Origin of the sequence: Streptomyces dengpaensis, from assembly GCF_002946835.1 — a bacterium.
Lineage (GTDB): Bacteria > Actinomycetota > Actinomycetes > Streptomycetales > Streptomycetaceae > Streptomyces > Streptomyces dengpaensis.
This window is the reverse complement of record NZ_CP026652.1, coordinates 5263016-5287074: the sequence shown is the minus strand read 5'-3', so window position 1 is coordinate 5287074 and position 24059 is coordinate 5263016. Positions and strand designations below refer to the sequence as shown.

The following is a 24059-nucleotide window of genomic DNA, read 5'->3' as shown; positions in this document are numbered from 1 at the left end:
GCCGCACCCGTGGCCCGCATACGCACCATCAAACCCGAGTTCTTCACGTCCCTCACGGTCGCCGGACTCACGCCCGAGCAGCGGCTCACGTTCATCGGTCTGTGGACCCACGCCGACGACGAAGGCCGATGCGTCGACGACGCACGGCTCATCAAGGCCGCCGTATGGCCCCTCGACGACCGCACCGCCGCCGACGTCGAGGCAGACCTACGCGCACTCACTGAGTCCTCACTGATCACTCGCTACACCCTCAACCGCAAGCCGTACATGGTCGTAAACGGGTGGCGCGAACACCAGCGGATCAACCGGCCCACGAAAAGCCGTTTCCCGGCCCCCGAGGACGCCGACAGCCCGCCTACCAGCGGAAATGCGCCCTCCGTGGACACTCACGCACAACTCAGTGAGGACTCACGTCCGGAAAGGAACAGGGAACAGGGAAAGGAACAGGGAACAGGGAACAGGGATTCATCGCCGGAGCTCGCTACGCGAGACACCGACCCGACGCCCGAGCGCGAAGACGTCGAGCAGCTCTGCACGCACCTCGCCGACCGCATCGAGGCCAACGGTTCCAAGCGGCCCACGATCACGAAAGCGTGGCGCAACGCCGCCCGCCTCATGCTCGACAAGGACGGCCGCACCCCGCAGCAGGTACACGCCGCGATCGATTGGTGCCAGGACTCCGAGTTTTGGCGCTCCAACGTCATGAGCATGCCGAAGCTCCGCGACAAGTACGACACCTTGCGCCTCCAGGCCACCCGCCCGACCGCCGCCCACGGCGGGAACGTCGTCCCCATCGGCGCTGCCCGCCCGTCCACGACCGACCAGCGGGTCGCCGAGGGCATGGCCCTTGCCGCCCGCCTGCGCGCCCAGGAGGCCGCACAGTGACCCCCGGCCTGACGCCCGTCGAGTTCCTGTACGGCATCAACAGCAGCGTGTCCGACGACTCCCGGTTCTACGAGCCGCCTCGCGTCGTCCAGTTCCGCATCACGAAGAAGACCCCGAAGCGGATCTACTACGTGCGGCGTGAACGCATCCCCGGCGATATCGAGATCGGCTACGTCAACAGGCAGCAGATCGAAGCGGACGGCGAGATCTACAACCACGGCGCAGGCGGCTGGTGGGCGCCCGACTTCCACCTGTACCTGACGCCGCCTGCCCTTACGCAGGCGCAGAAGCCGAGTCTCGCCGAACTGAAGTCGGCTATGGCCGCCGCGCACCCCGACCGCGGCGGAACGGACGAGGCGTTCATCGCCGCCCGCGCCCGCTACGAGCGCGCCCGAACCCAGGAGACCACACGATGACCCCCGCCGAAGCCGCCGAGCTCCTCACCCTCGCCGCCGCATTCGACCGCCGCACCGTCGGCGAGGCCGACGCCCGCGCATGGGCCGCCGCCCTCAACTCGACACCCCTCGACGACGACGCCCGCGCCGCCGTCGCCCGCCACTACGCCGAAACCGACAAGTGGCTCACCCCCGCACACGTCCGCCAGCAGCGCGCCAAGATCCGAGCCGACCGCGTCACCGCCGCGAACGTCGTCTACGACGGCCGAGCAGGCGAAACCGGCGCCGAGTCCATCGCCCGCCGCCGCGCCCAGCTCGACGCCGTCGCAAACGGCCGTATCGCCCCGCAGAGCATCACCCGCGCCATCGGATTCTCCGAGGACCGGCCCGCCCTCCCCGCCGGCGCCACCCGCGAGGAGCGCGAGGACTTCGCCGCCGAACGCCTCGCCGCCCTCGGCTCATACGTGCCCCGCTCTGTCGCCGACGCCCTCGCCGAGTACCGGCCGCACCGCGCCGAACGCGAATCCCTCGCCCAGTACGGCCAGCCCGACCCGCTCGACGTGCCGTGTCCGTACGAGCCGTGCCGCGCCCCCGCCAGCCAGCCGTGCCGCATGGGCGCCAGCCGCCGACACCGCGCCACCGCCCACCCGTCCCGCCTCGACGCCGCCACCACCCACCACAACGCCCGCCAGGAGCAGCACGCATGAGCCCCACCCCGAAGCAGGCCCGCAGCTACCACCGCAAGGCCCGCACCGTCGACACCACGAAGAACGTGACCGCGTACCGCGTCGAGGCCAGTTGGAACACCCGGCCCAACGCCCCGGTCGTCATCAAGACCGCCGACAAGCGCCGCGCCTACAGCAAAGCCCGCGAGTTCGCCAACCAGGCCGCATACGTGATCGTTCAGGAACACCAGGGTTGGGACCGGTGGCGCACCCTCGACGAGTTCGACGGGCCCGCCCTCGACGCCGAGCGCCGCCGAGCCGAACGGGCCGCCGTCGAGGACGCCCGCCGCGCCGCCGAGGAAGCCGAGCAGCGCCTCGCCGCCGCCGAGCAGCGCGACGCCGAACAGGCCGCCCTCGCCCGCCTCATGTCCCGCCCGCCCGTAGCACGCGAGCAGTCCGGACGCCGCGAAGCCCGACACGTCACCGGCGCCCAGCGATGATCCCCGCAGCCGCGGTCGCCGTCATCCGCGCCGCCATCGAAGACACACACCTCGCCGAACTCGCCCACCGCCCAGGCCACACCGCCACCCGAATCGCCAAAGCCCTCGAAGCCGCCGGATGGAACCTCACCACCAACCGGCCCGAGAACACCAGCAACAAAGCCGCGTAGGCCCTCACCCCCCATAACGGTCAGGTAAAAACCCACACCCACGCCCGGTAGCTACCGTCCTCAGCAGGTAGCTACCTGCCATAATCGATAACCACACCACCGGAAGGACCCCCGCCCATGGCAGGCGAGACACAGATCGTCGTCGTCGGAAACCTTGTCGACGACCCCGAACTCAAGTTCACCCCCGCCGGCGCCGCCGTCGCCAAGTTCCGCATCGCCTCGACCCCCCGCACCCTCGACAAGTCCACGAACGAATGGAAGGACGGCGACAGCCTGTTCCTCACCGTCAGCGCCTGGCGGAAGCTCGGCGAGAACGTCGCCGAGAGCCTGAAGCGCGGCGACCGCGCCATCGTCCGCGGACAGCTCAAGCAGCGTTCGTACGAGGACGGCCAGGGCGTGAAGCGGACCGTTTACGAGCTCGACGCCGAAGACGTCGGCCCCAGCCTCCAGCGCGCAACCGCCACCGTCACCAAGGCACAGCGCAACGGCCAGGCACCGCAGGGCGGATACGGGCAGCAGCAGCCCACCCAGGGCGGATACGGCCAGCCACAGGACAATCCGTGGGCAGCCCAGGGCAGCTCCCAGGCGCCTTTCTGATGTCCCCCGCACACGTCGAGGTACCGGCGAAGAACGGCGACGATTACGTAACCGTTCTGCTCGACCTCGACGACGCCGAACGCCTCAACGGCCGCCGCCTCTCCATCGGATCGCACGGCTACGCACAGATGTGGGAGGCCCCTCACGTCATGCTCGTGCACCGCTGGGTAATGGGCGTACAGCCCGGCACCGGACACCGCGTCATCGTCGACCACATCAACCGGCAGGTACTCGACTGCCGCCGCAACAACCTCCGGTTGGTCACACCGAGCGCCTCCAACCTCAACCGCGGCATAGCCACCCGCGAACTCCCCCGCGGCGTCTACAAGGTGCGCAGCGGCCGATACTCCGCCGTCATCAAGCGCAACCGGGTACAGCGCAACCTCGGCACGTACGACACCCCCGAGCAGGCAGCCGCAGCCGTCGAAGCCGCACGCGCCGAACTTGACCGCGACGCCTTCACACACCCCGCAGCGGCATAGCCACCACCCACGCCCGCGTCCGGACGCCGCCGCGTCCGCGCGCGCGTGCCCGCCTCGACCACACCGAGACAGGAGCCCCACCCCATGACCGAGCTCTACGCCTACGCCGACGCGCAGAACCACAAGGTGGCCATCGAGCCCGCGAGCAGCGGCCGGCACATTGCCGTGCACGCCGACGACCTCGCCATCGGTGGCGCGCACGTCGACGTGTGGGTGCCGTTCGACGAGGTCCGGCAGCTCGCCGACGCGCTCACGGACGGCGCCGCGTACGAGCACACCGACCACATGGGCGACCGCCTCGCCGTCGAGCCGTTCGCCAACTGGACGACGTTCGAGCTCACCCGCTGCCGGGAGGACGACGACGAGGAGCCCACCACGGTGCGCGTAGCCGTCCTGTCCGCCCGCCTCCCGAAGTTGCGCGCAGCGCTCACGGCCGCCACCGAAGAGCAGCCGCCCGCCGACGAGGAGCAGGCGCAGCAGCCGCGCCGGATCCTCACCGAGGACGAGTACGAGGCCGCCTACGCCGCCGCCCGTCGCGCATTCGGCAGGTACACATTCGGCACCGTAAGCCCCGCGGTAGACGAAGCGGTCACGGCCGCACTCGCCACCGTCGGCATACTCACCCCCGCCCCCGAGGCCGAGCCCGACACCTGCCCCGCCATGTTCGCCGACCCCAACGGCATGTGGTGGCAGTGCGCCGAGGACGTCGACCACGACCCCGCCGACGGGCACGACGCCGGCGACTGGTCATGGCCGCACGCAGCCGAGCAGGTCAAGGCCGCGGAGCACCCCGCCACCGTCCGCGCTCAGGCGTTCGAGGAGGCCGCCACGATCGCCGAGCAGGTCGCAACCGAGATGCGCGCGTGCGACGGGACGTGGCCCGAGGAGTGGTCGAGCCGCGACGTCCGCGACGCCGTCGAGTCCGCCGCCGGCCGCATCCGCGCCGCCGCCGAGGCGCAGCAGCGACCGCGCAGCACGTCGTCAGCGGGACCGCCGCCACGCTGCCCGCACCGGCCGCCGCCGCAATCGCCGTCGCCCTCACCGTCCTCGCCGCCGGCGCACCCCTCGGCATGTGGACCCCGCGCATCCCCGACCGCCTCGCCCGCCGCACCCGAAAGGCCCCACCCGTGAAGCCCCTCGCCGCCACCGAGGACCCGCAGCGCGACCCCGAATGGTGCCACCGCCACGGATGCCACAGCAGCCAATGCCCCGGCCCCCACTAAGGAGCGCCCCGACCATGGGCATGATCCGCGATCACTGGTTCCGCGCCGACTACGCCAACGAGCCGTGCCGCTACTCCGCCTGCGGCCGGCCGCAGGCCGAACACGTCGAGTCCGTCGGCGAATGGATGGACCCCCGCCACTGGTTCCGGCCGTCGCTGCGCCGCCCCTCACGCTGCGCCCGATGCGCCCGCCTGTTCGCCCACTCCACGCACCACGGCAGCCGCAAGAACCGCCGCCTGTGGTGGCGCCGATGAAGTGCAAGCAGTGCGGCCGGCGCCTCACCCGCCCGGCCGCCGACAGCCTCGGCCCCGTCTGCCGCCGCCGCCAACGCGCCGCGCACGCCAAGCACGCCCGCATCGTCGCCGCCTACCGCGCCAAAGCGCACCGCATCATCCGCGACCGCGCCACACGCCAGCCCACCCCCGACCAACTCGCCCTCGACGAGCAGGAGAACGACTGATGGCCCGCAACATTGGAGCCGACGGCCGCACCGTCTACCGCGCCGTCATCGTCAAGACCTACGCCGACGGCCGCACGTACACCGCGCACGAAGGCCCGTACACCGAGCCCGGCCCCGCCCGCGCCCGCGTCACCTTCTGGGTCAACCGCATGACCGCGTACGGCGACGGCCGCAGCGCGACCGGGCACGTCGAGCAGGCGCACACCGTATGGGCACCCGTGGGCGAGCAGGTCGACCCCCTCGCCGCCGCCCGCGCCCAGGCGTACCGCGGCGCCGCCGACGCCCTCGACGCATCCGAGACGCTGCGCGACCTCACCGACGACCACATGAGCGACGTACACGCCGCCGCCAACGAGCTGCGCCGCCTCGCCGACGAGATCCACCTCGCCACCACAACCGCCGAGGAGTCCGACCAGTGACCCGCCGCACCATGGCCGAGCGCAAGCGCCGCGCCGCCGAGCGCGACACCCGCCGCGAGAGCCTGTTCGTCCTGCTCTCACGCGCCCGCCGCGGCGTACCGCTCACCCCCGCCGAGGCCGCCCTCATGTTCGCCCACGTCGAGGTAGAGCTCACGGAGGCCGACGAGCTACGCCGCACCGTCGCCGGACAGCAAACCGCCATACAGGCCGCCCACAACCGCACGGCCGCCGCCGAGGACGCCATACGCGAGGCCGAACAACGCGCCGAGCAGGCCGAGGAGCACCTCGCCCGCATCCGCAGCATGGCGGACGCGTGGGAACGCCGGCTCCCCGCGACCATCCGCACGGCCACGGCCGCCGAAGCCGTCCGCCGCGCCGCCAACGGGGACGACAGCCCGGTCATGTTCGCCTTCACGGCCGAGAAGACCGCCGAGGAGCAGCTCGCCAAGGCCCAGCGCCGCGGCGACATTTGGAAGGCCAAGGCGCACGAGATCGAGGAGCACCGCGACCGCGGCGAAGCCACGTTGCAGCGCGTACGTGACGCCGACGGTCTCGGCGCAGCCCTCGCCGCCGTCGCCGAACACGACGGACTCACCCCCGACGCCGCACGCGCGCACGCAGCGTTCACCGAAGCCGCCGAGTCACCCCGCGCCCGCCTCGCCGAGCAGCAGCGCGCGCACGAGATCGAGCTCGCCACCGTCCGCCGAACTTTGTCCGACTCCGAGACCCTCGGCCACCGCCTGTTGCAGCGCGCCGAGCGCGCCGAGGAGCGCCTCGCCGTCGAGCGCCGCCGTGGCGACGGATGGCAGCGGCACGCCCTCGACGCCGACCACAAGGCCGACCGGTACCGAACCGCATGGTTCGCCGCCCGCCGCGACCGCCGCGCCGACCGCGCCGCCATGGCCGCCGAACTCCCCCTCGTTCACGCCGGACGGCGGGCCCTCGCCGAGGCCGCCGAGCCGTGCAAGTCCAAGAGCGTGGGCAAGGACCACCCGATACACGAGTTGCTCGCCGCCCTCACCCGCGGCGACGCGCTCGACCGGCCCGCCGCCGTCGACCTCACCAGCCGGTACTACCAAGCGATACACGACGCGTACTGCCCGCGCTCCCACCGCCCGCGCCGCCCCGGCCGCGCCGCCGAGGCCAACCTCGCCGCCCTCGCCCGCCCGTAGCCGCCACGGCGCCCCGCACCACCGCGGGGCGCCCCCTCGACCGCCAGGAGCAGCAGCCCATGACGACCCCGCCCGCCGGACACCGCGCCGCCGTCGACCTCGCCGCCATCCGCGAGGCGTGGGGCGACCTACTCGCCGCCATCGACACCCCGCCCCGCGCCGAATGGCCACCCCGCGACTCCCGCGCCCTCGGAGTCATCGACCACGGCATCAAACCCGACCCGGGCCCCACCATCGGCCGCATGCCGCTCATCCTGCGCGAGCACCCCGCCCCCCTCAACGTCGACGCCCTCGACGCCGCCCTCGACGTCGAGCGAGCCATGTTCGACCTCGCCGACACAATCGCCGCCGCCGTGCAGCGCCCCGTACGGCGTGCCCTCATACAACCGAAGGCGACGTTCCTTCGGTGGGGCGAGGACCAGGCCGACCGCGACGATCCGGCACGATGGCACTACAAGGCGCCCACCTCGCCCGGATCCCGCGCGTACGGCCTCCACTGGGCCGCCGTATGGCTGGAAGGCCGCGCCCTCGACGAGCCCGCCGGCGACCTGTTCACGCCCATACCGGCGCTCATCCTCGACGACCTCGCCACCGTCGCCCACCGCGCCCGGCAGCGCGTCGAGAAGGCCCTCGGCCGCGACGGACGGACAACGACGCTCGCCGAGCCGTGCCCGTGGTGCAAGGGCGAGTTGACCGCCCGCACGCAGTCGGGGGGCGAGCCGTCCGTGTCCTGCTCGACCGGCGAGGCGTGCACCGCGCCCGCGCTGCTCGACCGCGGCCGGCGGATGTGGCGGGGCGCCGACTTGGTGGGGTTGTACGTGGCAATGGAGGCTGCACAGCGCCGCGAGGAAGAATCGGCAGCATGAGCCACGACATCGACATGGTGCGGTTCCTCCGCAACCGCTACGACGAAGACGAGCGCACAGCCCGCGCGGCCATGTGGGACGAGGAGTCGGGCGTCTGGACGGCGCGCCCACCCCAGGCCAGTTACGAGCGGTACACGGTCGCGGACTACTGCGATGACGGCGTGGTGGTCGTTACCCCGGAGAACGCCGACGCTGACGGTGTGGGCCGCCACATCGAACGCCATGACCCGGCCCGTGTCCTGCGCGAGGTCGACGCCAAGCGGCGGATCCTCGACGACTACGAGCGCTACGCCGCCGAACGCCGCCGCGAGTTGGGCGGCTGGAACACCGACGAGGTTTCGCCCATCCTGACGGCTCTTGCCGTCGTGTACGCCGACCACCCCGACTATCGGCCGGAGTGGGGGCTGTAGCCACCGAGAGGCGAACAACCCGAGGGGCGCCGGAAGTTGACCGGCGCCCTTTTGCTTGAACCGCTTGTGTACTCAGTGCAGCACTCAGTACAGTGGCGGAGCCGGACCACACCCGGCACACCGAAGGGAGCACCCCCTCATGAAGACATACGCCGTCCGCGGAGCCCGCACCAAGCTGACCGGCCACTACCGCCGCCCCGGTACCCGCGACCTCTACTGCGGCCGACCCGCGGGCGCCATCAACGACTACGCCCGCGAAGTGCACGGCTTCAAGCTCTGCGCCCGCTGCGTCAAGAACGAAGCCCTCGACCGCGCCGCCGCCACCGCCACCGCCGAGGCATGGCTCGACCAGGCGCCGACCGAAGTACAGCAGGCGGTCACCGAGGCCGCCGAGGAGCGCGCCGCCCGCGCATCCGTCCGCCACTACATCGCCCGCGAGTTCCCGCTCGTTGCCGACCTGCTCGACATCGACCGCAAGGCCGCCGAGGACGAGGCCCGTCTCGCCGCCCAGATGGTGACTGAGGCCGAGGCCACCGCGGGCACGTGGCGCGGCGAGTGGATCGGCGCCCGCGCCGCCTCGACTACGCCGACCCTGTTCGATGTCGACCCCGACACCGAGCAGGGCGCACTGTTCGCATAGCCCGACCGGCCCGCCCTCGGTTGAGGGCGGGCCCACCGAAGACAGGAGCACAAGAGATGAGCTACCCCGACGGCCCCCCGGAAAGCTGGACGTACCGCGAGCTGTACGACGACGTACGCGGCGCCCTGATCAACCCCGCAGCCCTCGACGCCCTACTCGCCAAGCATGGCGCCCAGCAGCCCAACGAGCAGACGCCGGCCGCGACGTACGTACACGTGAGCAGCACCAGCGACACCCCGGCGCCCAAGCAGCAGGCCGCCGCCGCCTCGGCCGCCGCCGCCCGCCTCGCCGAGGCCGCCCTCGCCCGCCGCGCATGGAAGGCCGTAGAGCCGGACATGCCGCAGATCATCGCGGACGCCAAACGGGCCGGACGGAAACCCCGCGACATCGCCCGAGACCTCGACACCGGCGATTCGTACGTCTACCGGATCTTGCGCGAGCAGCGCGCCGCCGTCGAGCAGTAGCCCACAACCAGCGCGGGCCCGCACCGGCGACCACACCGCCGTACGGGCCCGACTAACCACAGAGGGAGTAACCCCCGCCATGGCCAAGACCAACCCTACCCAGCCCAAGAAGCCGACCCCGCCCCAGCCCGGCTCACGCCCCAGCATCCGCGTAGACGACGCCCTCGCCGACGATCTCGCCGTCCTCATGTCGACCGGCGCCAACCTGTCCGACGCCATCCGCGCCGCCGTCCGACAGTCCGCCGACATGCACCGCACCGCATGGGCAAACGGCATCGTCCCCCGCGGTACCGCGCCCCGCCTGCTCGCCTACCAGTTGGAGCAGAAGCCGACCCGCGCACCCCGCCCGACCAGCCCGTATGCCGCCGCGTCCGACAAGCGACCGACGCCACATGCCACCGGCCGCCGCATCCCCGCCCCACCCATCGGACAGACCCACCGCGCATGACGACACCGCGCCCCGCCGTCCGACACAGCGGGGCGCACCCGTCCGACGCCCGTCCGGACGCCGCCATGTCCGCGCGCAGGAACGTTGCGCCGTGACCATTTCGTGATCTACAGTTGGCCGCGACCCCGGCGTGCCCGGAAACGGGGCCGGACGCATGCAGACCGAACGCCCCGCCGAAATCCCCCCGCGGCGGGGCGTTCGCATGCACCGTGCAACCTTCCCCCCACCCCACGCGTCACAGACTCCGCGAACAATCGCGTACCCGTGGGGGGACCACACCGTGAAGCACCACCGCACCACCGCCGCCGCACTGGCCGCCGTCGCCGCCCTCGCAGCGCTCACCGCATGCAGCAGCAGCGACGACGACAAGCCCGCCGCCAACGTCCCCGCGTACAAGATCACGCAGCAGGACGACAGCGGGAACCAGCGCAACGTGTCCGTCGAGGTCACCTCGACCAAGGATCTCCGCGCCGTATTCGACGACGTGGCCGCCAAGCTCACCGACCCCGCCGGCTACTTCGTGTCGATCAACTGCGCGACCGGCGGCACCGGCAAGGTGGACAACCGGCTCGCCAACGGCAGGAAGGCCGTAGGCAACATCGGCGCAGCCTCGACCGGCCTCGACGACGGCCAGACCGACTACAAGGCCAACACGGGCCGCACCTGCCCCGCGTAACGGCCCCGCCCCACAACGCCCCGTCGCACACCGCGGCGGGGCGTTTCGCATGCCCGCCCCATCGCCGACGAGAGGCCCGCCCATGCTGCCCGAAGACATCGAGCACCGGTTCGCATTCCACGCCGCGACCACCGACGAGAAGCGCGACGCCCACACGTCCGTACGCCAGGCGTGCCGCCGCCTCGCCGACCACATCAACGAGACGTGCCCCGACGGCCGCGAGAAGTCCCTCGCGATCACGGCCATCGAAGAGGCCATGTTCTGGGGTAACGCCTCCCTCGCCCGCCAGCAGTAGCAGCGGGCCCCGTGACCCGTGCAGGAGGTGACACCCCATGGCGCGCCCCATCACCGATAAAGACCGCGCCGCGGTGCGCCGCCTGCACGGCCAGGGCATGAGCCGAAACGACATCGCCCGCAAGCTCAGCCGCTCGCCGTCCACCGTGTCGAAGATCGCGACCGCGCTCGGCCTGTCTTTCGACCGCGCCGCCGAGGTCCAGGCCGCGACCGCCGTACGCAAAGCCGACCTCAGCGCACGCCGCGCCGCATTCGCCGAACGGCTACAGGACATCGCCGAACGCGAGGCCGACAAGCTGCACGCGCCCACCCTGTACTGGGAGTGGGGCGGCAAGGACCACAAGTACGCCGAGAAGACGGCAGACGAGCCGATCCCCGCGGACCGGCGCGCCATCATGTCGACCATCGCGACCGCAGTCGACCGCTCCCTGAAGTTGGTTCCGCCGAAGGACGACGGCGCCGCCGAGTCCCGCAGCGTGATCGGCGACCTTATGGCCGGCCTCGCCCTCGACTACGCCGCGCGCCACGGAGGGCCGCCGCCAGAGGCCGCCGCCGATGCGGAGTAACCTCGCCCTCTCCCCGAAGCAGATCGATTCGATCATGGAGGCCCGAGCCTTCCAGAACATTTGGGAAGGCTCGGTTCGCTCGGGGAAGACGATTGCGTCCTTGCTCCGGTGGCTGGACTTTGTGGCCAACCGGCCCGAGGGCGGCGAGCTGGTCATGGTCGGCCGCACCCGCGACAGCCTCGCCCGCAACGTGTTCGGCCCGCTCACCGACCCCACGATCTTCGGCAGCGTCGCGCAAGACATCCACTACACCAACGGCGCCCCGACAGCGAACGTCCTCGGCCGCACCGTGCATGCCCTCGGCGCCAACGACGCCCAAGCCGAGCCGAAGGTCCGCGGCCTCACGTGCGCCGGCGCGTACTGCGACGAGATCACCACTCTCCCCCGCACGTTCTACGACCAGCTCAACGCCCGATGCTCGGTCGAGGGATCGAAGATCTTCGGGACGACCAACCCCGACAACCCGAATCACTGGGCCCGCAAGGAGTACCTACTCCGCCCGCGTGAGACCCGGCTCCGTTCCTGGCACTTCGTCATGGACGACAACCCCGGCTTGTCCGAGGCGTACAAGGCCCGCACGAAGGCGTCGTATCGCGGCCTGTTCTACAAGCGCAACGTCCTCGGACTTTGGGTCATGGCCGAGGGCGCCATTTACGAGGCGTACGACGAGGCGACACACGTCGTCGACGAGCTGCCCGAGATGCGCCGCTACTGGCTCGGCATGGACTACGGCACCGTCAACGCGACGTCCGTGATCCTGCTCGGCGAGGGTGTCGACGGCCGCATGTACGCGTGCGCCGAGTGGCGGCACGACTCCCGCAAGGCGCTACGGCAGATGACCGATGCGCAGTACTCCGCGGCGATCCGCGCGTGGCTTGCCGAGCTCGGCATCACGCCCGAGTGGTCATTCGTCGACCCGTCCGCCGCGAGTTTCATCACGCAGGCGTACGAGGACGGATTCCCCAACCTCGCCAAGGCGACCAATGACGTCGTCGACGGCATCCGCAGCGTGGCATCCCTGCTCGCCGCCGGCCTGCTGCGCATCCACCGATCCTGTACCGGCCTGCTCGACGAGCTACCCGGTTACGTGTGGGACGAGAAAGCCGCCGAGCGCGGCGACGACAAGCCCATGAAGGTCAACGACCACAGCGTTGACGCGCTCCGCTACGCCGTCCACTCGACGGCGCACGAGTGGCGCCACCTACTCACCGCGCCGACGGAGGCGACCGACGAATGAGCCTGCCCGAGAACGGCGCAGCATGGCCGCCCCGCGAATGGGCGCCGATATACGACGCGATGCGCGTTGACGATGCTTGGTACTCCGGTGACCGTCACCGCCTCGCCCGCGTCTACGGCCACAACCCGCGCCCCGCGGAGCGCCGCCGACTGTGGGGGCGCCGCAACGCCGAGCACCAGCAGGGCCGCCGCGACCACCGGTTGCACGTCCCGCTTCCGAGCGATATCGCCTCGACGTCCGCAGACCTTCTGTTCGCGGACATGCCGACGATCACCCTCCCGGAAGCCGACGCCGCGACGGCCGACCGCCTCGCCGTCCTGCTCGACGAGGGCCGCGTGCAAGAGACCCTGCTCGGCGCCGCGGAGCAGGCCGCCGCCCTCAGCGGTGTGTTCCTGCGCGTCACGTGGGACCGCACCCTGACCGACCGGCCGCTACTCACCGTCATGCAGCCCGACGGGGCGATACCCGAGTGGCGTTTCGGCATGCTGCGCGCCGTCAACTTTTGGCGTGAGCTCAGCGGCTCGACCGAGGCGACCGTGTGGCGGCACATCGAACGCCACGAGCCGGGCCGCATCGTCCACGTCCTGTACGAGGGCACCGCCGACAGCATAGGCCGCGCCGTGCCGCTCACCGAGCACCCGGACACCGCGGACCTGGTCGGCAGCCTCGACGCCGAGGGCGACGGGCAGAGCATCGCCACCGGCATACGCGACCTCACCGCCACGTACGTACCCAACATGCTGCCCAACCGGCTGCACCGCGGCAGCCCGATAGGGCGCAGCGACTACGCCGGCGTACACGACCTGTTCGACGCCCTCGACGAAACGTGGACGTCTTGGATGCGTGACATCCGCCTCGCCCGCGCCCGGCTGATCGTCCCGGACAGCTACATACGCGGCCACGGCCCCGGTAACGGCGGATCGTTCGACGACGACCGCGAGGTGTGGGAGGCACTGAAGATCCCGCCGACCGAGGGCGCCGGTATCACCCTGTCTCAGTTCGCGATCCGTGTCGACGAGCACCAGGCCACGGCCGAGGCGATCGTTCGGCAGGCCGCGCAGACCGCCGGATACTCGCCGCAGTCATTCGGCCTCGACGGGGGCGGGCAGCCCATCACCGCGACCGAGGTCGACAGCCGCGACCAGCGCAGCATGGTCACGCGGAAGAAGAAGTCCGGCTATTGGCGCCACTCACTCGCCGAGATGCTGCATGTTCTGTTGCAGGTTGACGCCGTGCGGTTCGCGAGCGGGGTCACGCCGGACCGGCCGCGCGTCGAGTTCGGCGATGGGGTGGCCGAGAGCGAGCAGGCGACCGCGACCACGCTCGACCTGTTGAACCGCGCCGGTGCTGTGTCGACCGCGACGAAGGTCCGGGCGCTGCACCCGGAGTGGGAAGACACCGCTGTGCAAGCCGAGGTCGCGGCGATTCTCGCGGAGACCGGCGCCGCCGCCCCGGACCCCGTCGGGAACTTCCCGCTGTAGACGAGGGGGGCGTGCCGTGGCGATCCATCCGGGCATGGTCGAGGACCTCGCCGAGCGGACCCGCGACCTGTACGCCGCCGCCGAGGAACGCTTGTTGGGCATCATCGCCCGACAGCTCGCCGACGGGCACGACGCCCCAGGGTGGGCAGAGCGGAAGCTCGCCGCCGTGCAGCGGGTACGCCGCGCGTCGGGTGCCGTCGTCGACGAGCTCGGCCGCGCAATGTCGTTGGAAGTGTTCGACGCGGTGGCCGAGGCGTACAACACCGGGCACCGCGCCGCCGTTGCTGAGCTCGGCGTTCTCGACCCCCACGGAGTGCGCCACCTCGACGACGTCCTACCGGCCGCGCAGGCTGTCGACCGCCTCGCCGCCGAGACCGTCGACCTACTCACCGAGCGGCACCGGAGCATTCTGCGCGCCGTCGACGACGGATACCGCGCCGTCGTTGCCGAGGTGACCGCCACGCCGCTACTCGGCACCGGTACCCGCCGCCAGGCCACGCAGGACGCCATGACGCGGTTTGCAGACCGCGGCATCAGTTCCTTTACGGACCGTTCCGGCCGCCGCTGGCAGCTCACGTCTTACGCGGAAATGGCCGTCCGTACGTCCGTGGGACGCGCGGCGACCGAGGCGCACATGCGCACCCTCGGAGACGCTGGCGTAGACCTGGTGATTGTGTCCAACTCGCCGCGCGAGTGCCCGCTATGCCGTCCGTGGGAAGGCAAGATCCTTTCCATTGGTGGCCGCGCGGGAACGGTCGAGGTCGAGCACGCCATCGACGACGGCCGCATGGTCCGCGTCGACGTCGCGGGCAGCCTCAACGACGCCCGCCAGGCCGGACTACAGCACCCCAACTGCCGCCACAGCGTGTCCGCGTACACGCCCGGTATCACCCGCGTCGACGCCGCCGAGTCCGACCCGGAAGGCTACGAGGCAGGGCAACGACAGCGCGCCATCGAGCGGAACATCCGCAAGCACAAGAACCGCGCCGCCGCCGCCACGACCCCCGAAGCCAAGCGGGCCGCAAACGCCAAGGTGCGCCAGCATCAGGCCGCCATGCGCGAGCACCTCGCCGCCCACCCGGACCTACGGCGCAACCCCAAGCGCGAGGCCCCCGGGGCGAGCAACCTGCCCGCACCGCGCCGCACCGTGCCCGACGAGGCGCAGCAGGCCGCACGCATCCGTTCCGGCGACGACCTCACCCCGCGCGAGATGAGCGACGACCAGCTCAGCGCCGCCATGCGGCACGGCGAGTTGACCGAACGCGACCGCGCCCGCATCGAGACCGAGGCGGACCGCCGCGACACTGCCGCCCTGCTCGACCGCGCCGCACCGGGCGGACACCTGTCCGACGACCTGCTCGCTCTGTCCGACGACGACCTCGCCCGCGTGTTCGGCCACGTCGACGACCGCGACCGGTTGCGCATCATGGCCGAGACCGACCGCCGCGACCGCGCCGGACAGTTGCCCGGAGCCCGCCGCGACCTGCTCGGCCTGTCCGACGACCAGCTCGCCGCCCGCTACCGCGACGCCCCCGCAGACCGCGACGCCCTCGCCGCCGAGGCACACCGCCGCGACCTGCTCGCCCAGCACTTTCCCGGCGGGCAGCTCGCCGACCGCCTCGACGACGTCGGAGACGACGCCCTCGCATGGTGCATGCAGTACGCCGACGAGCGCGAGATCCTGCGCATCGCCGAGGAGATGGACCGCCGCGACGCCGCCGCCATGCCCGCGCCCGCGGCGACCGGCGACGCCGTCGACGACCTGCTCGCCGACCGCAACGCCCTCGCCGAGGCGATGGACCCCGCCCCCGATCCGGACGGGTGGGGCGCCCTCGCCGACGACGCCACGTTCGCCGAGCAACTCGCCGAAGCCGTCGACGAGAGCGGAGCAGGCGAGGAGGTACCGCGCATCACCCGCGCCGAGGCGCGCGCCATGTACGACGAGTACGTATACCGGCAGTACCTACAGGCCGAGGACGACCTACGGGGCGTTCTGCTCAACAAGAAGGCACAGGCCGCCGGACGAGCCCCTATCACCCTGTTCAGCGGTCCCGCACGCATCGCCCACGCGAACGCATCGGACGAGCTAAAAGAGTGGTGGGCCGAACACGGCCGCCTCACTCAGGCCGAGTTCATCGAGAAAGCCACCGGCCAAGCGCAGCGGTGGGCAGCCGGAGCCCGTAAGAATGAGTCCGACCACCAGAACAAACGCTGAGACCCGGGGGCGACCGCATGGGCACACGGCAGGACATCGCGCGAGCGATCCAGCAAGGGCAAGAGGCCGGCAGGACCGGCGAGCCGCCCACCGTATGCCCGTACGGCGCCGCCGACATCCTGCGCACCGCGTGGATACGCGGCTACGCGCAGACCGCGCCGAGCCCCACCCAGGGCGACGACGCATAGCGCACCCCACTGACAGCACCACCCGAGGGCCCGCCAGGAGCGGGCCCTTTTTGCATGCCCACACGCCCGCCAGGAGCGGGCCGACCAGCCCCAGGAGGGCACCCCATGACCACGGCGTTCCGGCATCCCCTGGCCACCCATACGGCCGACACCATCCTCGGTTACCGACGCGACGGACGCCCGATCTACGCCATCGCAGGAGGCGACGGCACCGGAGAGGGCGGACAGGGCGGACAGGGCGGACAGCAGGGCGACCCCGGCAACCAGCCGACCGGGCAGGACCCGGCCAGCGCAGCGCCGACCACGCCGCAGCAGCCCGCCACACCGGCCGCACCCGCGAACGAGGACCCCGCGGCGACCATCGCCCGCCTCACGTCGGAGCTCACCGCCGCCCGCAAGGACGCCGGAAAGTCGCGCGTGACCGCGAAGCAGCAGGCCGCCGACGACGCCCGCAACGAGCTCGCGCAGCAGATCGGCAAGGCACTCGGCATCGTCAAGGACGACGCCCCCGCCGACCCTGCGCAGCTCACGCAGCAGCTCGCCGCCGAGCAGGCCAAGGCACGACAGACCGCCGTCGAGCTCGCCGTTTACCGCACCGCGCCGGCCGCGGGCGCCAACCCCGACGCCCTGCTCGACAGCCGGGCGTTCGCCGACGCCGTCGCCGCGCTCGACCCCACCGACACCGACGGCATTACCGCAGCCATCAAGGCCGCCGTAACGGCAAATCCTCGCCTCGCCGGACAGGCACCCAAGGGCCCGGAACGGGGCGGAGCCGAATTCAACGGGCCGCCCGCCGCCGAGCGGAAGCCCGCAACCCTCGAACAGGCCATCGCCGCGCGCATGAGCAGCGGCTGACACCCCAGGAGTAAACCCCCATGGCTACTACGCTCGCAGAGGCCAAGCTCAACGCACAGGACGACGTCGACGTGCAGGTCATCGACGAGTTCCGCAAGTCCAGCGACATCCTCGACCGGATGACGTTCGACAACGTCGTTTCGCCGACCGGCGGCGACACCCTCACGTACGGATACCGCCGGCTGATCACCGAGCGCGGCGCGGACTTCCGCGCGATCAATGCGGAGTACACGTCGGCCGAGGTCACCTCCCAGCGCTACACGGTGGACCTGGTCCCCCTCGGCGGATCGTTCAAGGTCGACCGCGTCGTCGCCCGGATCGGCCCGGCCGCGTCCGGCGCCGTGACGCTGAACATGCAGCAGCTCATCAAGGCCAGCCGGGCAAAGTTCGCCGACGCTGTGATCAACGGCGACACCGCCGTCGACGCCAACGGATTCAACGGCCTGTCCAAGATCCTCACCGGCACCGCGACCGAGTACCTGCCGCTGACCAACGGCGTGAGCCTCGGCTACGTCGACTGGACCACGGTCGACACGAAGGCCGAGGCCCTCGCCGAAATGGCCCGCCTCGACGCCTGGCTGTCGCTCATGGACGACCGGCCGGACGTCATCTACGGCAACCGCAAGACCCTCGCCCTGTTCAAGATGCTCGCCGCGTGGGCCGACCAGATCGACAAGACGACCGACGCGTTCGGCCGTCCGGTCGTCGCGTACAACGGCATCCCGCTGGTCGACCTCGGCGCCAAGGCCGGAAGCAATACCGACGTGATCGGCCTGGTTTCCCGCGATGCCGACGGTGGCGGCGCCGGCGGATCCATCGCCAACCTCGGCGACCTGTACGCCGTGCGCTACGGCCTCGACGGTTTCCACGGTGCGAGCGTCGGTGGCGGCGCCCCGCTGCTGTCGACGTACCTCCCGGACTTCACCACGGCGGGCGCTGTCAAGACGGGCGAGGTGGAGCTCGGCCCCGTCGCCCCGGTCCTGAAGGCGACCAAGTCGGCCGCCGTGTTCCGCAACATCAAGAGCGCGTGAGGTCCGCCATGACGATGCGCATCACTGCGCCCGTCGCCGGATACAGCGGCGACGGGCCCGGCGGCATCCAGTTCCTCGACGGCATCGCCGAGACCGACGACATCGCCGTCATTGGCTACTGCCAGGGCGCCGGCTACGACCTCGACCCCCTCGACGACACCGCGCCGCCGGACCCCGAGCCCGAGCCGGACCCCGCCCCGAACGCCCCGCAGGCCAAGCCCGCGGGGCGTTCCGCTTCCCGCAGAAAGGGTGACGCCTGATGCCCCGCACCACGCTCACCGCGCAGAAGGTGACGGGGGCGACACCTCTCGTCCCCCTCACGTTCGGCCCGGTCGACGCCGCCAACGGCAACCAGTGGATCTACACCGGCCGCCGTCGACTGATCGTGAACAACGCCTCGGCCAGCCCGGTAACGGTCACCGTGCGCACCCGCACGCCGCTTGCCGTGGCAGGGCTCACCGTCCCCAACCGCGTCATCACGGTCGCCGCCGGAACGCTGGCGTTCATCGTCGAGTCCGCCGAGGCGCGACAGAGCACCGACGGAATGGTCTACGTCGACTTTTCCGCCGCGACGTCTGTCACCGCCGCACTGGTCGAAGATCAGTAGAGGGGGCCGCCGATGAGCCGCGTCTACGCCACCCCAGCGCAGTACGCCGCGTGGACCGGCCAGACGGCCCCCACCGGCGCCGACCGGCTACTTGCCCGCGCGTCCGAGGACATCGACGACGCCCTACGGACCGCGGTCTACGACACGGACGACGCGGGCATGCCGACCGACCCGGACATCGTTACGGCGCTCGCCGACGCGACCTGTGCGCAGGTCGAGTACCAGCAGGCGACCGGCGACGACGGGACCGGAGCCGCGGGCCGATGGGGCAGCGTCTCTATCGGCCCCGTGTCCCTGTCTGGCCGCACGGACACCGCGGCGGGCCCGTCCGGGCTCGACCTCGCACCGCGCGCGGACCGCGCCCTACGACGGGCCGGATTGCTGCCAGGGGTGATCTGTTGAGAGTCCCCGGCTACCTACTGCGGCACCGGATCACGGTCGAGCCGTATCTCGGCGTATCGGCGTACGGGCCCCGCTACGGGCCCAAGGTCGAGGACGTTCCCGCACTGGTCGACGAGACGATCAAGCGGGTACGGGACGCGACCGGAGCCGAGGTCACCTCGACCGCGCAGATCATCGCGGCCCCGGACCTCAACTGTCCTACCGGGTCACGTATCACCCTGCCGGACGGCCGCACCACGACCGCGCTCACCGTCGCCCACCACACCGCGCCAGGCCTCCCCGTCCCCGCGTCAACGGAGGTGAGTTGCGAGTGAGAAGCGCACCCATCAGATGGAACGGTGACGCCGCCCTCGCAGCCATACGGGCAGGCGCGGTGCGGGGCGTACGCCTCGGCGCCGAGCACCTGTTGCAGGTCTCCCGCGAGCGCGTACCGATCGAGGAAGCCACGTTGGAGCGGTCCGGGGTCGTGTCCGTCGACGAGTCGTCCATGACGGCCGTCGTCAGCTACGACACCCCGTACGCCGTCCGCCAACACGAGGAACTGACCTACCGCCACGACGCGGGCAGGACAGCGAAGTACCTCGAAGGCCCCTTGCACGAGGAAAACGGCACGATCACCGAGATCATCGCCGCCCAAGTCCGGAGGGCGATCCAGTGACGTTCCTGGTCGCCATCGTCGACGGCCTCGCCCGCCTGCTCGACACAGCAGGCGTCGCCACCTACCGGCCCGACGGCATATACGCCCCGACGGATACGGCGATCACGGACACCGTCATGCCCGACAGTCCGGACCGCGCCGTTGTCCTCACCGCCTACGACACTGCCGACGATCCCGCGCTCACCGACTGCACTGTGTTCGTACAGGTACGCACCCGCGCCGGTACCGACCCGCGCGCCGTGGCCGACCTCGACGAGGCCGCATTCGGTGTGCTGCACGGCCTACGCAACCAGCAGTTCGGCACCGCGCACGTGCAGCTCATCAAGCGCGAGAACACCGCGCCGATGGGCGCCGACGCCAACGGCCGCCACGAGCGGACCAGTAACTACACGCTGCGCGCCCAGCGCCCGCAGTCCGACCGCCTCGAATAGGAGGAGCCCCCCATGTCCACCCCTGTTGAGACAGAGACCGCGCTCGCGCGCCGGTACCGCCTCGAACTAAACACCGGCACCGACGCCGCGCCCGCGTGGGCGATCGTGCCCGGCGTCAAAGACTTCGCGCCGAAGGTCGATCAGACCATGCAGGCGTCCACGACGTACGAGGACGAGGGTTGGGCCGACCAGACGCCCACCGAGTACGCGTGGAGCATCGAACTGACGATGCTGCACCGCTGCCACCCCGTCACGAAGGCGTTCAACGCCGCTCAGGAAAAGCTCAGGCTCGCCGCGGAAGCGTTCGGCGACGCGGGCAAGGTGCACGTTCGCTGGTACGACCGTGAGGGCCGCGACGAGGCGTACGAGGGCCGCGCCCTGGTCAAGTGGGAGCAGGACGGCACCGCCACTGACGACCTTGACTCCGTCAAAGTCACGCTCACCGGCAAGGGCAAGCGGACCGCGATCACCAACCCGCTCGCGGCGTAGGAAGGCTGATCGATGGCCTTTCAGGCACTGGGGGAGTTGCTCGACGAGACACTCGCGCTCCCCATCAAAGACAAGACGTACACCATCCCGCCGCCGTCCGCGGCAACCGGCCTGCGCGTGCAGGCCATCATGCAGGCCGCCGCGGTGGCCGCGGACGGAGGGCAGGTCGACGAGGCCGTTTTGGCGGATGCCGCCGAGCGCGACATGTACCGCGACGTGCTTGGCACCGCGCACGCTGAAATGGTCGCCGACGGCGTTACGTGGCCTGTGCTCAAGCACTGCGCCGTGACCTCGATGGTGTGGATCGTGCAGGACAAGGGCGCCGCCGAACGCTACTGGAACAGCGGCGGCGACCCTTCTCGTCTGGCCCCGAACCGGAAGCAGCGCCGCAGCTCACCGGCTGCGGCGAGCAAGACCCAGTCTCGGGGCTCCACGAGTGGTACGAACTCCCGCCCGGCCAAGTCCGCCGGCGGAAAAAAGGCCGCGCCGCGCGCGTGAGCTGGGCGCAGATCCTCGACGAGTGGCCGCTCGTCGAGGCCGACCTACACGAGACGTACGGCATCGACATTGGGGCGCCCGGCCTGCTCGATACCCGCTCCTGGCGATGGCTGCGCGTCCGCATCCTCGGCCTGATCTCGGCCGACTCCCGCCTTAACCGGCTGCTCAACCCCCCACCCGACGCGCCAACGGCGCGTAAGTAGCACCGCGCCCCGCGCGGCCCCCATACGAGAGGAGGCCCGCGCATGGCGCTGACTGTGGGCGAGCTTGCCGCCACGATCACCGTGGACGACAGCGAGGCCGAACAAGGCCTCGACACCTTCCAGTCCCGTTTGCGGTCCGCCCTATCTCGCATCACCCAGCGGGCCCGCGAGGGTGGGCAAGACGCCGGCGACGCTCTCGGCGAGGGCATCGAAGAGGGCGCCAGCGAGGGCGCCGAAGCTGCCGGTAGCAGCATCACCGACAACCTGAAAGGCCTCGCCCTCGGGGCGATCGGCGGCAGCCTCGGCGCCGCGCTCATGTCCGGTATCGGCGCCGCGCTCGAGCAGGAGCAGATAACCGCCAAACTCGGTGCGCAGCTCGGCGCCACCGGGCCCGAGGCGGAGCGGTACGGGCACATCGCAGGCGAGCTCTACGCGAACGCCATCACGGAGGATATCCAGGGCGCCGCGGACGCGATCAAAGCGACCATGAATGCGGGATTGCTGCCGCCGGACGCGACGAACGACCAGATCGAGAGCATCTCTACGAAGCTCTCGGACCTGTCCACGGTCCTTGAGATGGACGTGGGCGACGCCGCCAACGCGGCCGGCGCCATGGTCCGCAACGGTCTGGCGAAGAACGCCGAGGAAGCTCTCGACATGCTTACGCAGGCGTCCAACCAGGGCGCCAACCGGTTCGGGGACTTGGGCGACACGATCACTCAGTCCGCGAACAACCTGCACCATTTCGGGCTGACGGGCGAGGAAGCGTTGGGCACGGTCCTGCAAGGCCTCGACGCGGGCGCCCCGTCCGCGGAGACCCTCACAGGCGCGCTCGAAGAGATGGCCGCGAACGCGTCATCGTCCGCGGATGTGTTCACGAGCCTGGGCCTGAACGGCAAGCAGATGGCGAAGGATTTCGCCGAGGGTGGCCCCGCAGCGGGCAAGGCTCTTGACGACCTGATGGACAAGCTGCGGCAGACAAGGGATCCGGCCAAGCGCAGTGCCGCAATGGTGGCGCTGTTCGGTGAGGAAGCCCTCACGATGCAGGACGCGCTGTTGGCGGTGGACCCCTCGCAAGCATCTGCGCGGCTCGGTGATTTCAGCGGAGCAGCGGACACGGCAGGCGACAGTTTGCACGACAACGCCGCGACGAAGGTCGAGCAGTTCAAGCGCAGTTTGAGCACGACGTTTATCGACATGCTCGGCAACCAGGTTCTTCCCCGGCTGGAAGGGTTCTTCGAGTTCGCGCGGGAAAACTCTGGGCTTCTGATCGGTCTCGCCGCGGGTGTGACTGCGGTCGGCTCGGCGTTCTCGCTCGCTGCCATTGGCGTGTGGGCGATGAATTCAGCGATGCTCGCGAACCCCATTTTTTGGATTGTTGCGGGTGCCGTCGCTGCGGTCGCTGGCGCGGTGATATTGATCGTCCTGTACTGGGACGAAATCAAGGCCGCAACGCTCCTTGCGTGGGATTGGGTGGTTGGCAAGATCACCGAGGCCAAGGATGGGATCATGGTCGCGGTCGGTTTCCTCGGCCAGATTCCGGGTCTCGTCGGCGACTGGTTCGGCGATATGAAAGACCAGGCCGTACGCAAGAGTACCGATCTTGTTACGTGGCTGAGGGGCTTGCCGGGCAGTATCGGGTCTGCGATCGGCGGCATGGGCAGCACGCTGCGGGGCGCCGCAACACGCAGCTTTCAGTCTTTCCGTGACGCGTCGGTGCAGAAAGTTGCGTCGTTCATTACGTGGGTGCGGGGCATCCCGGGGCAGATATCCCGCGGTATCGGCTCGCTGTCTGGTCTGCTGTCCGGTAAGGGGCAGGACGTTGTACGCGGCCTGTGGAACGGCATCAAGTCCATGGGTTCTTGGTTGCGAGACACGCTCATTGGATGGGCGCGCAGCATCATTCCCGGGCCGATTGCTAAAGCGTTGGGCATTGCCTCGCCGTCGCGGGTGATGCGCGATCAGATCGGCCGTTGGATTCCCGCGGGCATCGTCGAGGGCATCGAGGACGGGTCCGGAGCGGTGGGTACGACCATGCGGAACTTGGTCTCCGTGCCGACCACCGGGCAGGCCACGGCGGCGCATGTGGCCGCGCAGTCCGGCGGCGCGGTGTCCGGCAGCACCCGGGCGAGCGATGTGGTGCGTATCGGCTCGGACGGCAGCGCGTTCGGAGACTTCATCATGGGCGAGCTTCGGAAGGCCGTAGGCACGCGTGGCGGGAACGTCCAGTTCGCTATCACGGGAAGGAGCGCGTAAGTGGCATTCCCGGAAACGCCCTTGGGGCTGCGCGGTGAGTTGCGCATCGGTTCGCAGTGGCAGGACATCACCGCGGACCTGTACACCCGGGGCCCGATCACGCATACGCGGGGGCGCCCGTACCGGTCGAACGCTGCGGATCCGGCGCAGTGCACGGCGACGATCCGCAACCTTGC

The 24059-nt window shown here is 70.7% G+C and carries 36 protein-coding genes; all 36 read left to right on the top strand.

Features of this window, described 5'->3' with window-relative positions; genetic code table 11:
• Positions 1-9 precede the first annotated feature (9 nt).
• Positions 10-885, top strand: coding sequence for a hypothetical protein (locus tag C4B68_RS24515; protein ID WP_099504350.1), 876 nt, complete (start codon positions 10-12; stop codon positions 883-885).
• Positions 882-1301 carry a hypothetical protein gene (locus C4B68_RS24510; protein ID WP_099504348.1) on the top strand — a complete coding sequence of 140 codons (420 nt, stop codon included), beginning with the start codon at positions 882-884 and terminating at the stop codon, positions 1299-1301. Before C4B68_RS24515 ends, C4B68_RS24510 begins: the two co-directional genes overlap by 4 nt.
• On the top strand, positions 1298-1987 hold the full coding sequence (locus tag C4B68_RS24505; RefSeq protein ID WP_099504346.1) for a zinc finger domain-containing protein: 690 nt from the start codon (positions 1298-1300) through the stop codon (positions 1985-1987). The genes C4B68_RS24510 and C4B68_RS24505 overlap by 4 nt, the downstream gene beginning before the upstream one ends.
• Positions 1984-2445: a hypothetical protein gene (locus tag C4B68_RS24500; protein ID WP_099504344.1), complete on the top strand. Its 462-nt coding sequence runs from the start codon at positions 1984-1986 to the stop codon at positions 2443-2445. The genes C4B68_RS24505 and C4B68_RS24500 overlap by 4 nt, the downstream gene beginning before the upstream one ends.
• On the top strand, positions 2442-2615 hold the full coding sequence (locus tag C4B68_RS42050; RefSeq protein WP_167459155.1) for a hypothetical protein: 174 nt from the start codon (positions 2442-2444) through the stop codon (positions 2613-2615). Before C4B68_RS24500 ends, C4B68_RS42050 begins: the two co-directional genes overlap by 4 nt.
• A 117-nt stretch (positions 2616-2732) precedes the next feature.
• On the top strand, positions 2733-3212 hold the full coding sequence (locus tag C4B68_RS24495) for a single-stranded DNA-binding protein (protein ID WP_099504342.1): 480 nt from the start codon (positions 2733-2735) through the stop codon (positions 3210-3212).
• Positions 3212-3694 carry a hypothetical protein gene (locus C4B68_RS24490; RefSeq protein ID WP_099504340.1) on the top strand — a complete coding sequence of 161 codons (483 nt, stop codon included), beginning with the start codon at positions 3212-3214 and terminating at the stop codon, positions 3692-3694. Before C4B68_RS24495 ends, C4B68_RS24490 begins: the two co-directional genes overlap by 1 nt.
• 84 nt (positions 3695-3778) lie before the next feature.
• Positions 3779-4825 (top strand): hypothetical protein, encoded by a 1047-nt coding sequence (locus C4B68_RS24485; RefSeq protein ID WP_099504339.1) that lies wholly within the window; start codon positions 3779-3781, stop codon positions 4823-4825.
• A gap of 106 nt (positions 4826-4931) precedes the next feature.
• The gene (locus tag C4B68_RS24480) at positions 4932-5171 is read left to right on the top strand and encodes a hypothetical protein (RefSeq protein WP_099504337.1); all 240 of its coding nucleotides are present in this window, start codon (positions 4932-4934) and stop codon (positions 5169-5171) included.
• Positions 5168-5377 carry a hypothetical protein gene (locus C4B68_RS24475; RefSeq protein ID WP_143674385.1) on the top strand — a complete coding sequence of 70 codons (210 nt, stop codon included), beginning with the start codon at positions 5168-5170 and terminating at the stop codon, positions 5375-5377. The genes C4B68_RS24480 and C4B68_RS24475 overlap by 4 nt, the downstream gene beginning before the upstream one ends.
• Positions 5377-5796, top strand: coding sequence for a hypothetical protein (locus C4B68_RS24470; RefSeq protein WP_099504333.1), 420 nt, complete (start codon positions 5377-5379; stop codon positions 5794-5796). The genes C4B68_RS24475 and C4B68_RS24470 overlap by 1 nt, the downstream gene beginning before the upstream one ends.
• Positions 5793-6968 carry a coiled-coil domain-containing protein gene (locus C4B68_RS24465; protein ID WP_099504331.1) on the top strand — a complete coding sequence of 392 codons (1176 nt, stop codon included), beginning with the start codon at positions 5793-5795 and terminating at the stop codon, positions 6966-6968. Before C4B68_RS24470 ends, C4B68_RS24465 begins: the two co-directional genes overlap by 4 nt.
• A gap of 59 nt (positions 6969-7027) precedes the next feature.
• Positions 7028-7834: a hypothetical protein gene (locus tag C4B68_RS24460; protein ID WP_099504329.1), complete on the top strand. Its 807-nt coding sequence runs from the start codon at positions 7028-7030 to the stop codon at positions 7832-7834.
• Positions 7831-8244: a DUF6221 family protein gene (locus tag C4B68_RS24455; protein WP_099504327.1), complete on the top strand. Its 414-nt coding sequence runs from the start codon at positions 7831-7833 to the stop codon at positions 8242-8244. The genes C4B68_RS24460 and C4B68_RS24455 overlap by 4 nt, the downstream gene beginning before the upstream one ends.
• Before the next feature lie 139 nt (positions 8245-8383).
• Positions 8384-8884: a hypothetical protein gene (locus C4B68_RS24450; RefSeq protein WP_099504325.1), complete on the top strand. Its 501-nt coding sequence runs from the start codon at positions 8384-8386 to the stop codon at positions 8882-8884.
• Between the two features lie 56 nt (positions 8885-8940).
• Positions 8941-9348 carry a hypothetical protein gene (locus C4B68_RS24445; RefSeq protein WP_099504323.1) on the top strand — a complete coding sequence of 136 codons (408 nt, stop codon included), beginning with the start codon at positions 8941-8943 and terminating at the stop codon, positions 9346-9348.
• 79 nt (positions 9349-9427) lie between these two features.
• Entirely contained in the window at positions 9428-9796 is a 369-nt protein-coding gene (locus C4B68_RS24440) for a hypothetical protein (RefSeq protein WP_099504321.1), read from the top strand.
• Positions 9797-10076: 280 nt separating this feature from the next.
• Positions 10077-10472, top strand: a complete 396-nt coding sequence (locus tag C4B68_RS24435) for a hypothetical protein (protein ID WP_099504319.1) — start codon at positions 10077-10079, stop codon at positions 10470-10472.
• 82 nt (positions 10473-10554) lie between these two features.
• Positions 10555-10767 carry an Acb2/Tad1 domain-containing protein gene (locus C4B68_RS24430; RefSeq protein ID WP_099504317.1) on the top strand — a complete coding sequence of 71 codons (213 nt, stop codon included), beginning with the start codon at positions 10555-10557 and terminating at the stop codon, positions 10765-10767.
• A gap of 37 nt (positions 10768-10804) precedes the next feature.
• On the top strand, positions 10805-11332 hold the full coding sequence (locus tag C4B68_RS24425) for a helix-turn-helix domain-containing protein (RefSeq protein WP_099504315.1): 528 nt from the start codon (positions 10805-10807) through the stop codon (positions 11330-11332).
• Positions 11322-12569, top strand: coding sequence for a PBSX family phage terminase large subunit (locus C4B68_RS24420; protein WP_099504313.1), 1248 nt, complete (start codon positions 11322-11324; stop codon positions 12567-12569). Before C4B68_RS24425 ends, C4B68_RS24420 begins: the two co-directional genes overlap by 11 nt.
• Positions 12566-14050, top strand: a complete 1485-nt coding sequence (locus C4B68_RS24415) for a phage portal protein (protein WP_099504311.1) — start codon at positions 12566-12568, stop codon at positions 14048-14050. Before C4B68_RS24420 ends, C4B68_RS24415 begins: the two co-directional genes overlap by 4 nt.
• Before the next feature lie 16 nt (positions 14051-14066).
• Positions 14067-16265 (top strand): phage minor capsid protein, encoded by a 2199-nt coding sequence (locus C4B68_RS24410; protein WP_306511468.1) that lies wholly within the window; start codon positions 14067-14069, stop codon positions 16263-16265.
• A gap of 17 nt (positions 16266-16282) precedes the next feature.
• Complete coding sequence (locus tag C4B68_RS42045) at positions 16283-16453, top strand: Rmf/CrpP fold protein (protein WP_167459154.1); 171 nt, start codon at positions 16283-16285, stop codon at positions 16451-16453.
• Between the two features lie 105 nt (positions 16454-16558).
• Positions 16559-17308, top strand: a complete 750-nt coding sequence (locus C4B68_RS24405; RefSeq protein ID WP_099504309.1) for a hypothetical protein — start codon at positions 16559-16561, stop codon at positions 17306-17308.
• Between the two features lie 20 nt (positions 17309-17328).
• Complete coding sequence (locus tag C4B68_RS24400; protein WP_099504307.1) at positions 17329-18339, top strand: major capsid protein; 1011 nt, start codon at positions 17329-17331, stop codon at positions 18337-18339.
• Between the two features lie 8 nt (positions 18340-18347).
• On the top strand, positions 18348-18599 hold the full coding sequence (locus C4B68_RS24395) for a hypothetical protein (protein ID WP_099504305.1): 252 nt from the start codon (positions 18348-18350) through the stop codon (positions 18597-18599).
• Positions 18599-18946, top strand: a complete 348-nt coding sequence (locus C4B68_RS24390; protein WP_099504303.1) for a hypothetical protein — start codon at positions 18599-18601, stop codon at positions 18944-18946. Before C4B68_RS24395 ends, C4B68_RS24390 begins: the two co-directional genes overlap by 1 nt.
• A gap of 12 nt (positions 18947-18958) precedes the next feature.
• Positions 18959-19348: a hypothetical protein gene (locus tag C4B68_RS24385; RefSeq protein ID WP_099504301.1), complete on the top strand. Its 390-nt coding sequence runs from the start codon at positions 18959-18961 to the stop codon at positions 19346-19348.
• The gene (locus tag C4B68_RS24380) at positions 19345-19662 is read left to right on the top strand and encodes a hypothetical protein (protein WP_099504299.1); all 318 of its coding nucleotides are present in this window, start codon (positions 19345-19347) and stop codon (positions 19660-19662) included. The genes C4B68_RS24385 and C4B68_RS24380 overlap by 4 nt, the downstream gene beginning before the upstream one ends.
• A complete protein-coding gene (locus C4B68_RS24375) occupies positions 19659-20006 on the top strand; it encodes a hypothetical protein (protein ID WP_099504297.1) in 348 nt (115 codons plus the stop codon). The genes C4B68_RS24380 and C4B68_RS24375 overlap by 4 nt, the downstream gene beginning before the upstream one ends.
• Positions 20003-20437 carry a minor capsid protein gene (locus tag C4B68_RS24370; protein WP_099504296.1) on the top strand — a complete coding sequence of 145 codons (435 nt, stop codon included), beginning with the start codon at positions 20003-20005 and terminating at the stop codon, positions 20435-20437. The genes C4B68_RS24375 and C4B68_RS24370 overlap by 4 nt, the downstream gene beginning before the upstream one ends.
• Positions 20438-20449: 12 nt before the next feature.
• Positions 20450-20926 (top strand): phage tail tube protein, encoded by a 477-nt coding sequence (locus C4B68_RS24365; RefSeq protein ID WP_099504294.1) that lies wholly within the window; start codon positions 20450-20452, stop codon positions 20924-20926.
• A gap of 12 nt (positions 20927-20938) precedes the next feature.
• Complete coding sequence (locus tag C4B68_RS24360; protein WP_099504292.1) at positions 20939-21424, top strand: DUF7426 family protein; 486 nt, start codon at positions 20939-20941, stop codon at positions 21422-21424.
• On the top strand, positions 21421-21627 hold the full coding sequence (locus C4B68_RS24355) for a hypothetical protein (protein ID WP_099504290.1): 207 nt from the start codon (positions 21421-21423) through the stop codon (positions 21625-21627). Before C4B68_RS24360 ends, C4B68_RS24355 begins: the two co-directional genes overlap by 4 nt.
• A 42-nt stretch (positions 21628-21669) precedes the next feature.
• A complete protein-coding gene (locus tag C4B68_RS24350; protein ID WP_099504288.1) occupies positions 21670-23883 on the top strand; it encodes a phage tail tape measure protein in 2214 nt (737 codons plus the stop codon).
• Positions 23884-24059 lie beyond the last annotated feature (176 nt).

What these genes read in the sequence shown, in the direction of transcription:
- C4B68_RS24395 (WP_099504305.1), top strand. Translation starts at nt 18,348, where the DNA reads ATGACGATGCGCATCACTGCGCCCGTCGCCGGATACAGCGGCGACGGG.
- C4B68_RS24385 (WP_099504301.1), top strand. Translation starts at nt 18,959, where the DNA reads ATGAGCCGCGTCTACGCCACCCCAGCGCAGTACGCCGCGTGGACCGGC.
- C4B68_RS24360 (WP_099504292.1), top strand. Translation starts at nt 20,939, where the DNA reads ATGGCCTTTCAGGCACTGGGGGAGTTGCTCGACGAGACACTCGCGCTC.
- C4B68_RS24470 (WP_099504333.1), top strand. Translation starts at nt 5,377, where the DNA reads ATGGCCCGCAACATTGGAGCCGACGGCCGCACCGTCTACCGCGCCGTC.
- C4B68_RS24505 (WP_099504346.1), top strand. Translation starts at nt 1,298, where the DNA reads ATGACCCCCGCCGAAGCCGCCGAGCTCCTCACCCTCGCCGCCGCATTC.
- C4B68_RS24500 (WP_099504344.1), top strand. Translation starts at nt 1,984, where the DNA reads ATGAGCCCCACCCCGAAGCAGGCCCGCAGCTACCACCGCAAGGCCCGC.
- C4B68_RS24430 (WP_099504317.1), top strand. Translation starts at nt 10,555, where the DNA reads ATGCTGCCCGAAGACATCGAGCACCGGTTCGCATTCCACGCCGCGACC.
- C4B68_RS24400 (WP_099504307.1), top strand. Translation starts at nt 17,329, where the DNA reads ATGGCTACTACGCTCGCAGAGGCCAAGCTCAACGCACAGGACGACGTC.
- C4B68_RS24440 (WP_099504321.1), top strand. Translation starts at nt 9,428, where the DNA reads ATGGCCAAGACCAACCCTACCCAGCCCAAGAAGCCGACCCCGCCCCAG.
- C4B68_RS24350 (WP_099504288.1), top strand. Translation starts at nt 21,670, where the DNA reads ATGGCGCTGACTGTGGGCGAGCTTGCCGCCACGATCACCGTGGACGAC.
- C4B68_RS24455 (WP_099504327.1), top strand. Translation starts at nt 7,831, where the DNA reads ATGAGCCACGACATCGACATGGTGCGGTTCCTCCGCAACCGCTACGAC.
- C4B68_RS24460 (WP_099504329.1), top strand. Translation starts at nt 7,028, where the DNA reads ATGACGACCCCGCCCGCCGGACACCGCGCCGCCGTCGACCTCGCCGCC.
- C4B68_RS42050 (WP_167459155.1), top strand. Translation starts at nt 2,442, where the DNA reads ATGATCCCCGCAGCCGCGGTCGCCGTCATCCGCGCCGCCATCGAAGAC.
- C4B68_RS24480 (WP_099504337.1), top strand. Translation starts at nt 4,932, where the DNA reads ATGGGCATGATCCGCGATCACTGGTTCCGCGCCGACTACGCCAACGAG.
- C4B68_RS24415 (WP_099504311.1), top strand. Translation starts at nt 12,566, where the DNA reads ATGAGCCTGCCCGAGAACGGCGCAGCATGGCCGCCCCGCGAATGGGCG.
- C4B68_RS24445 (WP_099504323.1), top strand. Translation starts at nt 8,941, where the DNA reads ATGAGCTACCCCGACGGCCCCCCGGAAAGCTGGACGTACCGCGAGCTG.
- C4B68_RS24450 (WP_099504325.1), top strand. Translation starts at nt 8,384, where the DNA reads ATGAAGACATACGCCGTCCGCGGAGCCCGCACCAAGCTGACCGGCCAC.
- C4B68_RS24420 (WP_099504313.1), top strand. Translation starts at nt 11,322, where the DNA reads ATGCGGAGTAACCTCGCCCTCTCCCCGAAGCAGATCGATTCGATCATG.
- C4B68_RS24475 (WP_143674385.1), top strand. Translation starts at nt 5,168, where the DNA reads ATGAAGTGCAAGCAGTGCGGCCGGCGCCTCACCCGCCCGGCCGCCGAC.
- C4B68_RS42045 (WP_167459154.1), top strand. Translation starts at nt 16,283, where the DNA reads ATGGGCACACGGCAGGACATCGCGCGAGCGATCCAGCAAGGGCAAGAG.
- C4B68_RS24390 (WP_099504303.1), top strand. Translation starts at nt 18,599, where the DNA reads ATGCCCCGCACCACGCTCACCGCGCAGAAGGTGACGGGGGCGACACCT.
- C4B68_RS24485 (WP_099504339.1), top strand. Translation starts at nt 3,779, where the DNA reads ATGACCGAGCTCTACGCCTACGCCGACGCGCAGAACCACAAGGTGGCC.
- C4B68_RS24405 (WP_099504309.1), top strand. Translation starts at nt 16,559, where the DNA reads ATGACCACGGCGTTCCGGCATCCCCTGGCCACCCATACGGCCGACACC.
- C4B68_RS24495 (WP_099504342.1), top strand. Translation starts at nt 2,733, where the DNA reads ATGGCAGGCGAGACACAGATCGTCGTCGTCGGAAACCTTGTCGACGAC.
- C4B68_RS24490 (WP_099504340.1), top strand. Translation starts at nt 3,212, where the DNA reads ATGTCCCCCGCACACGTCGAGGTACCGGCGAAGAACGGCGACGATTAC.
- C4B68_RS24425 (WP_099504315.1), top strand. Translation starts at nt 10,805, where the DNA reads ATGGCGCGCCCCATCACCGATAAAGACCGCGCCGCGGTGCGCCGCCTG.
- C4B68_RS24365 (WP_099504294.1), top strand. Translation starts at nt 20,450, where the DNA reads ATGTCCACCCCTGTTGAGACAGAGACCGCGCTCGCGCGCCGGTACCGC.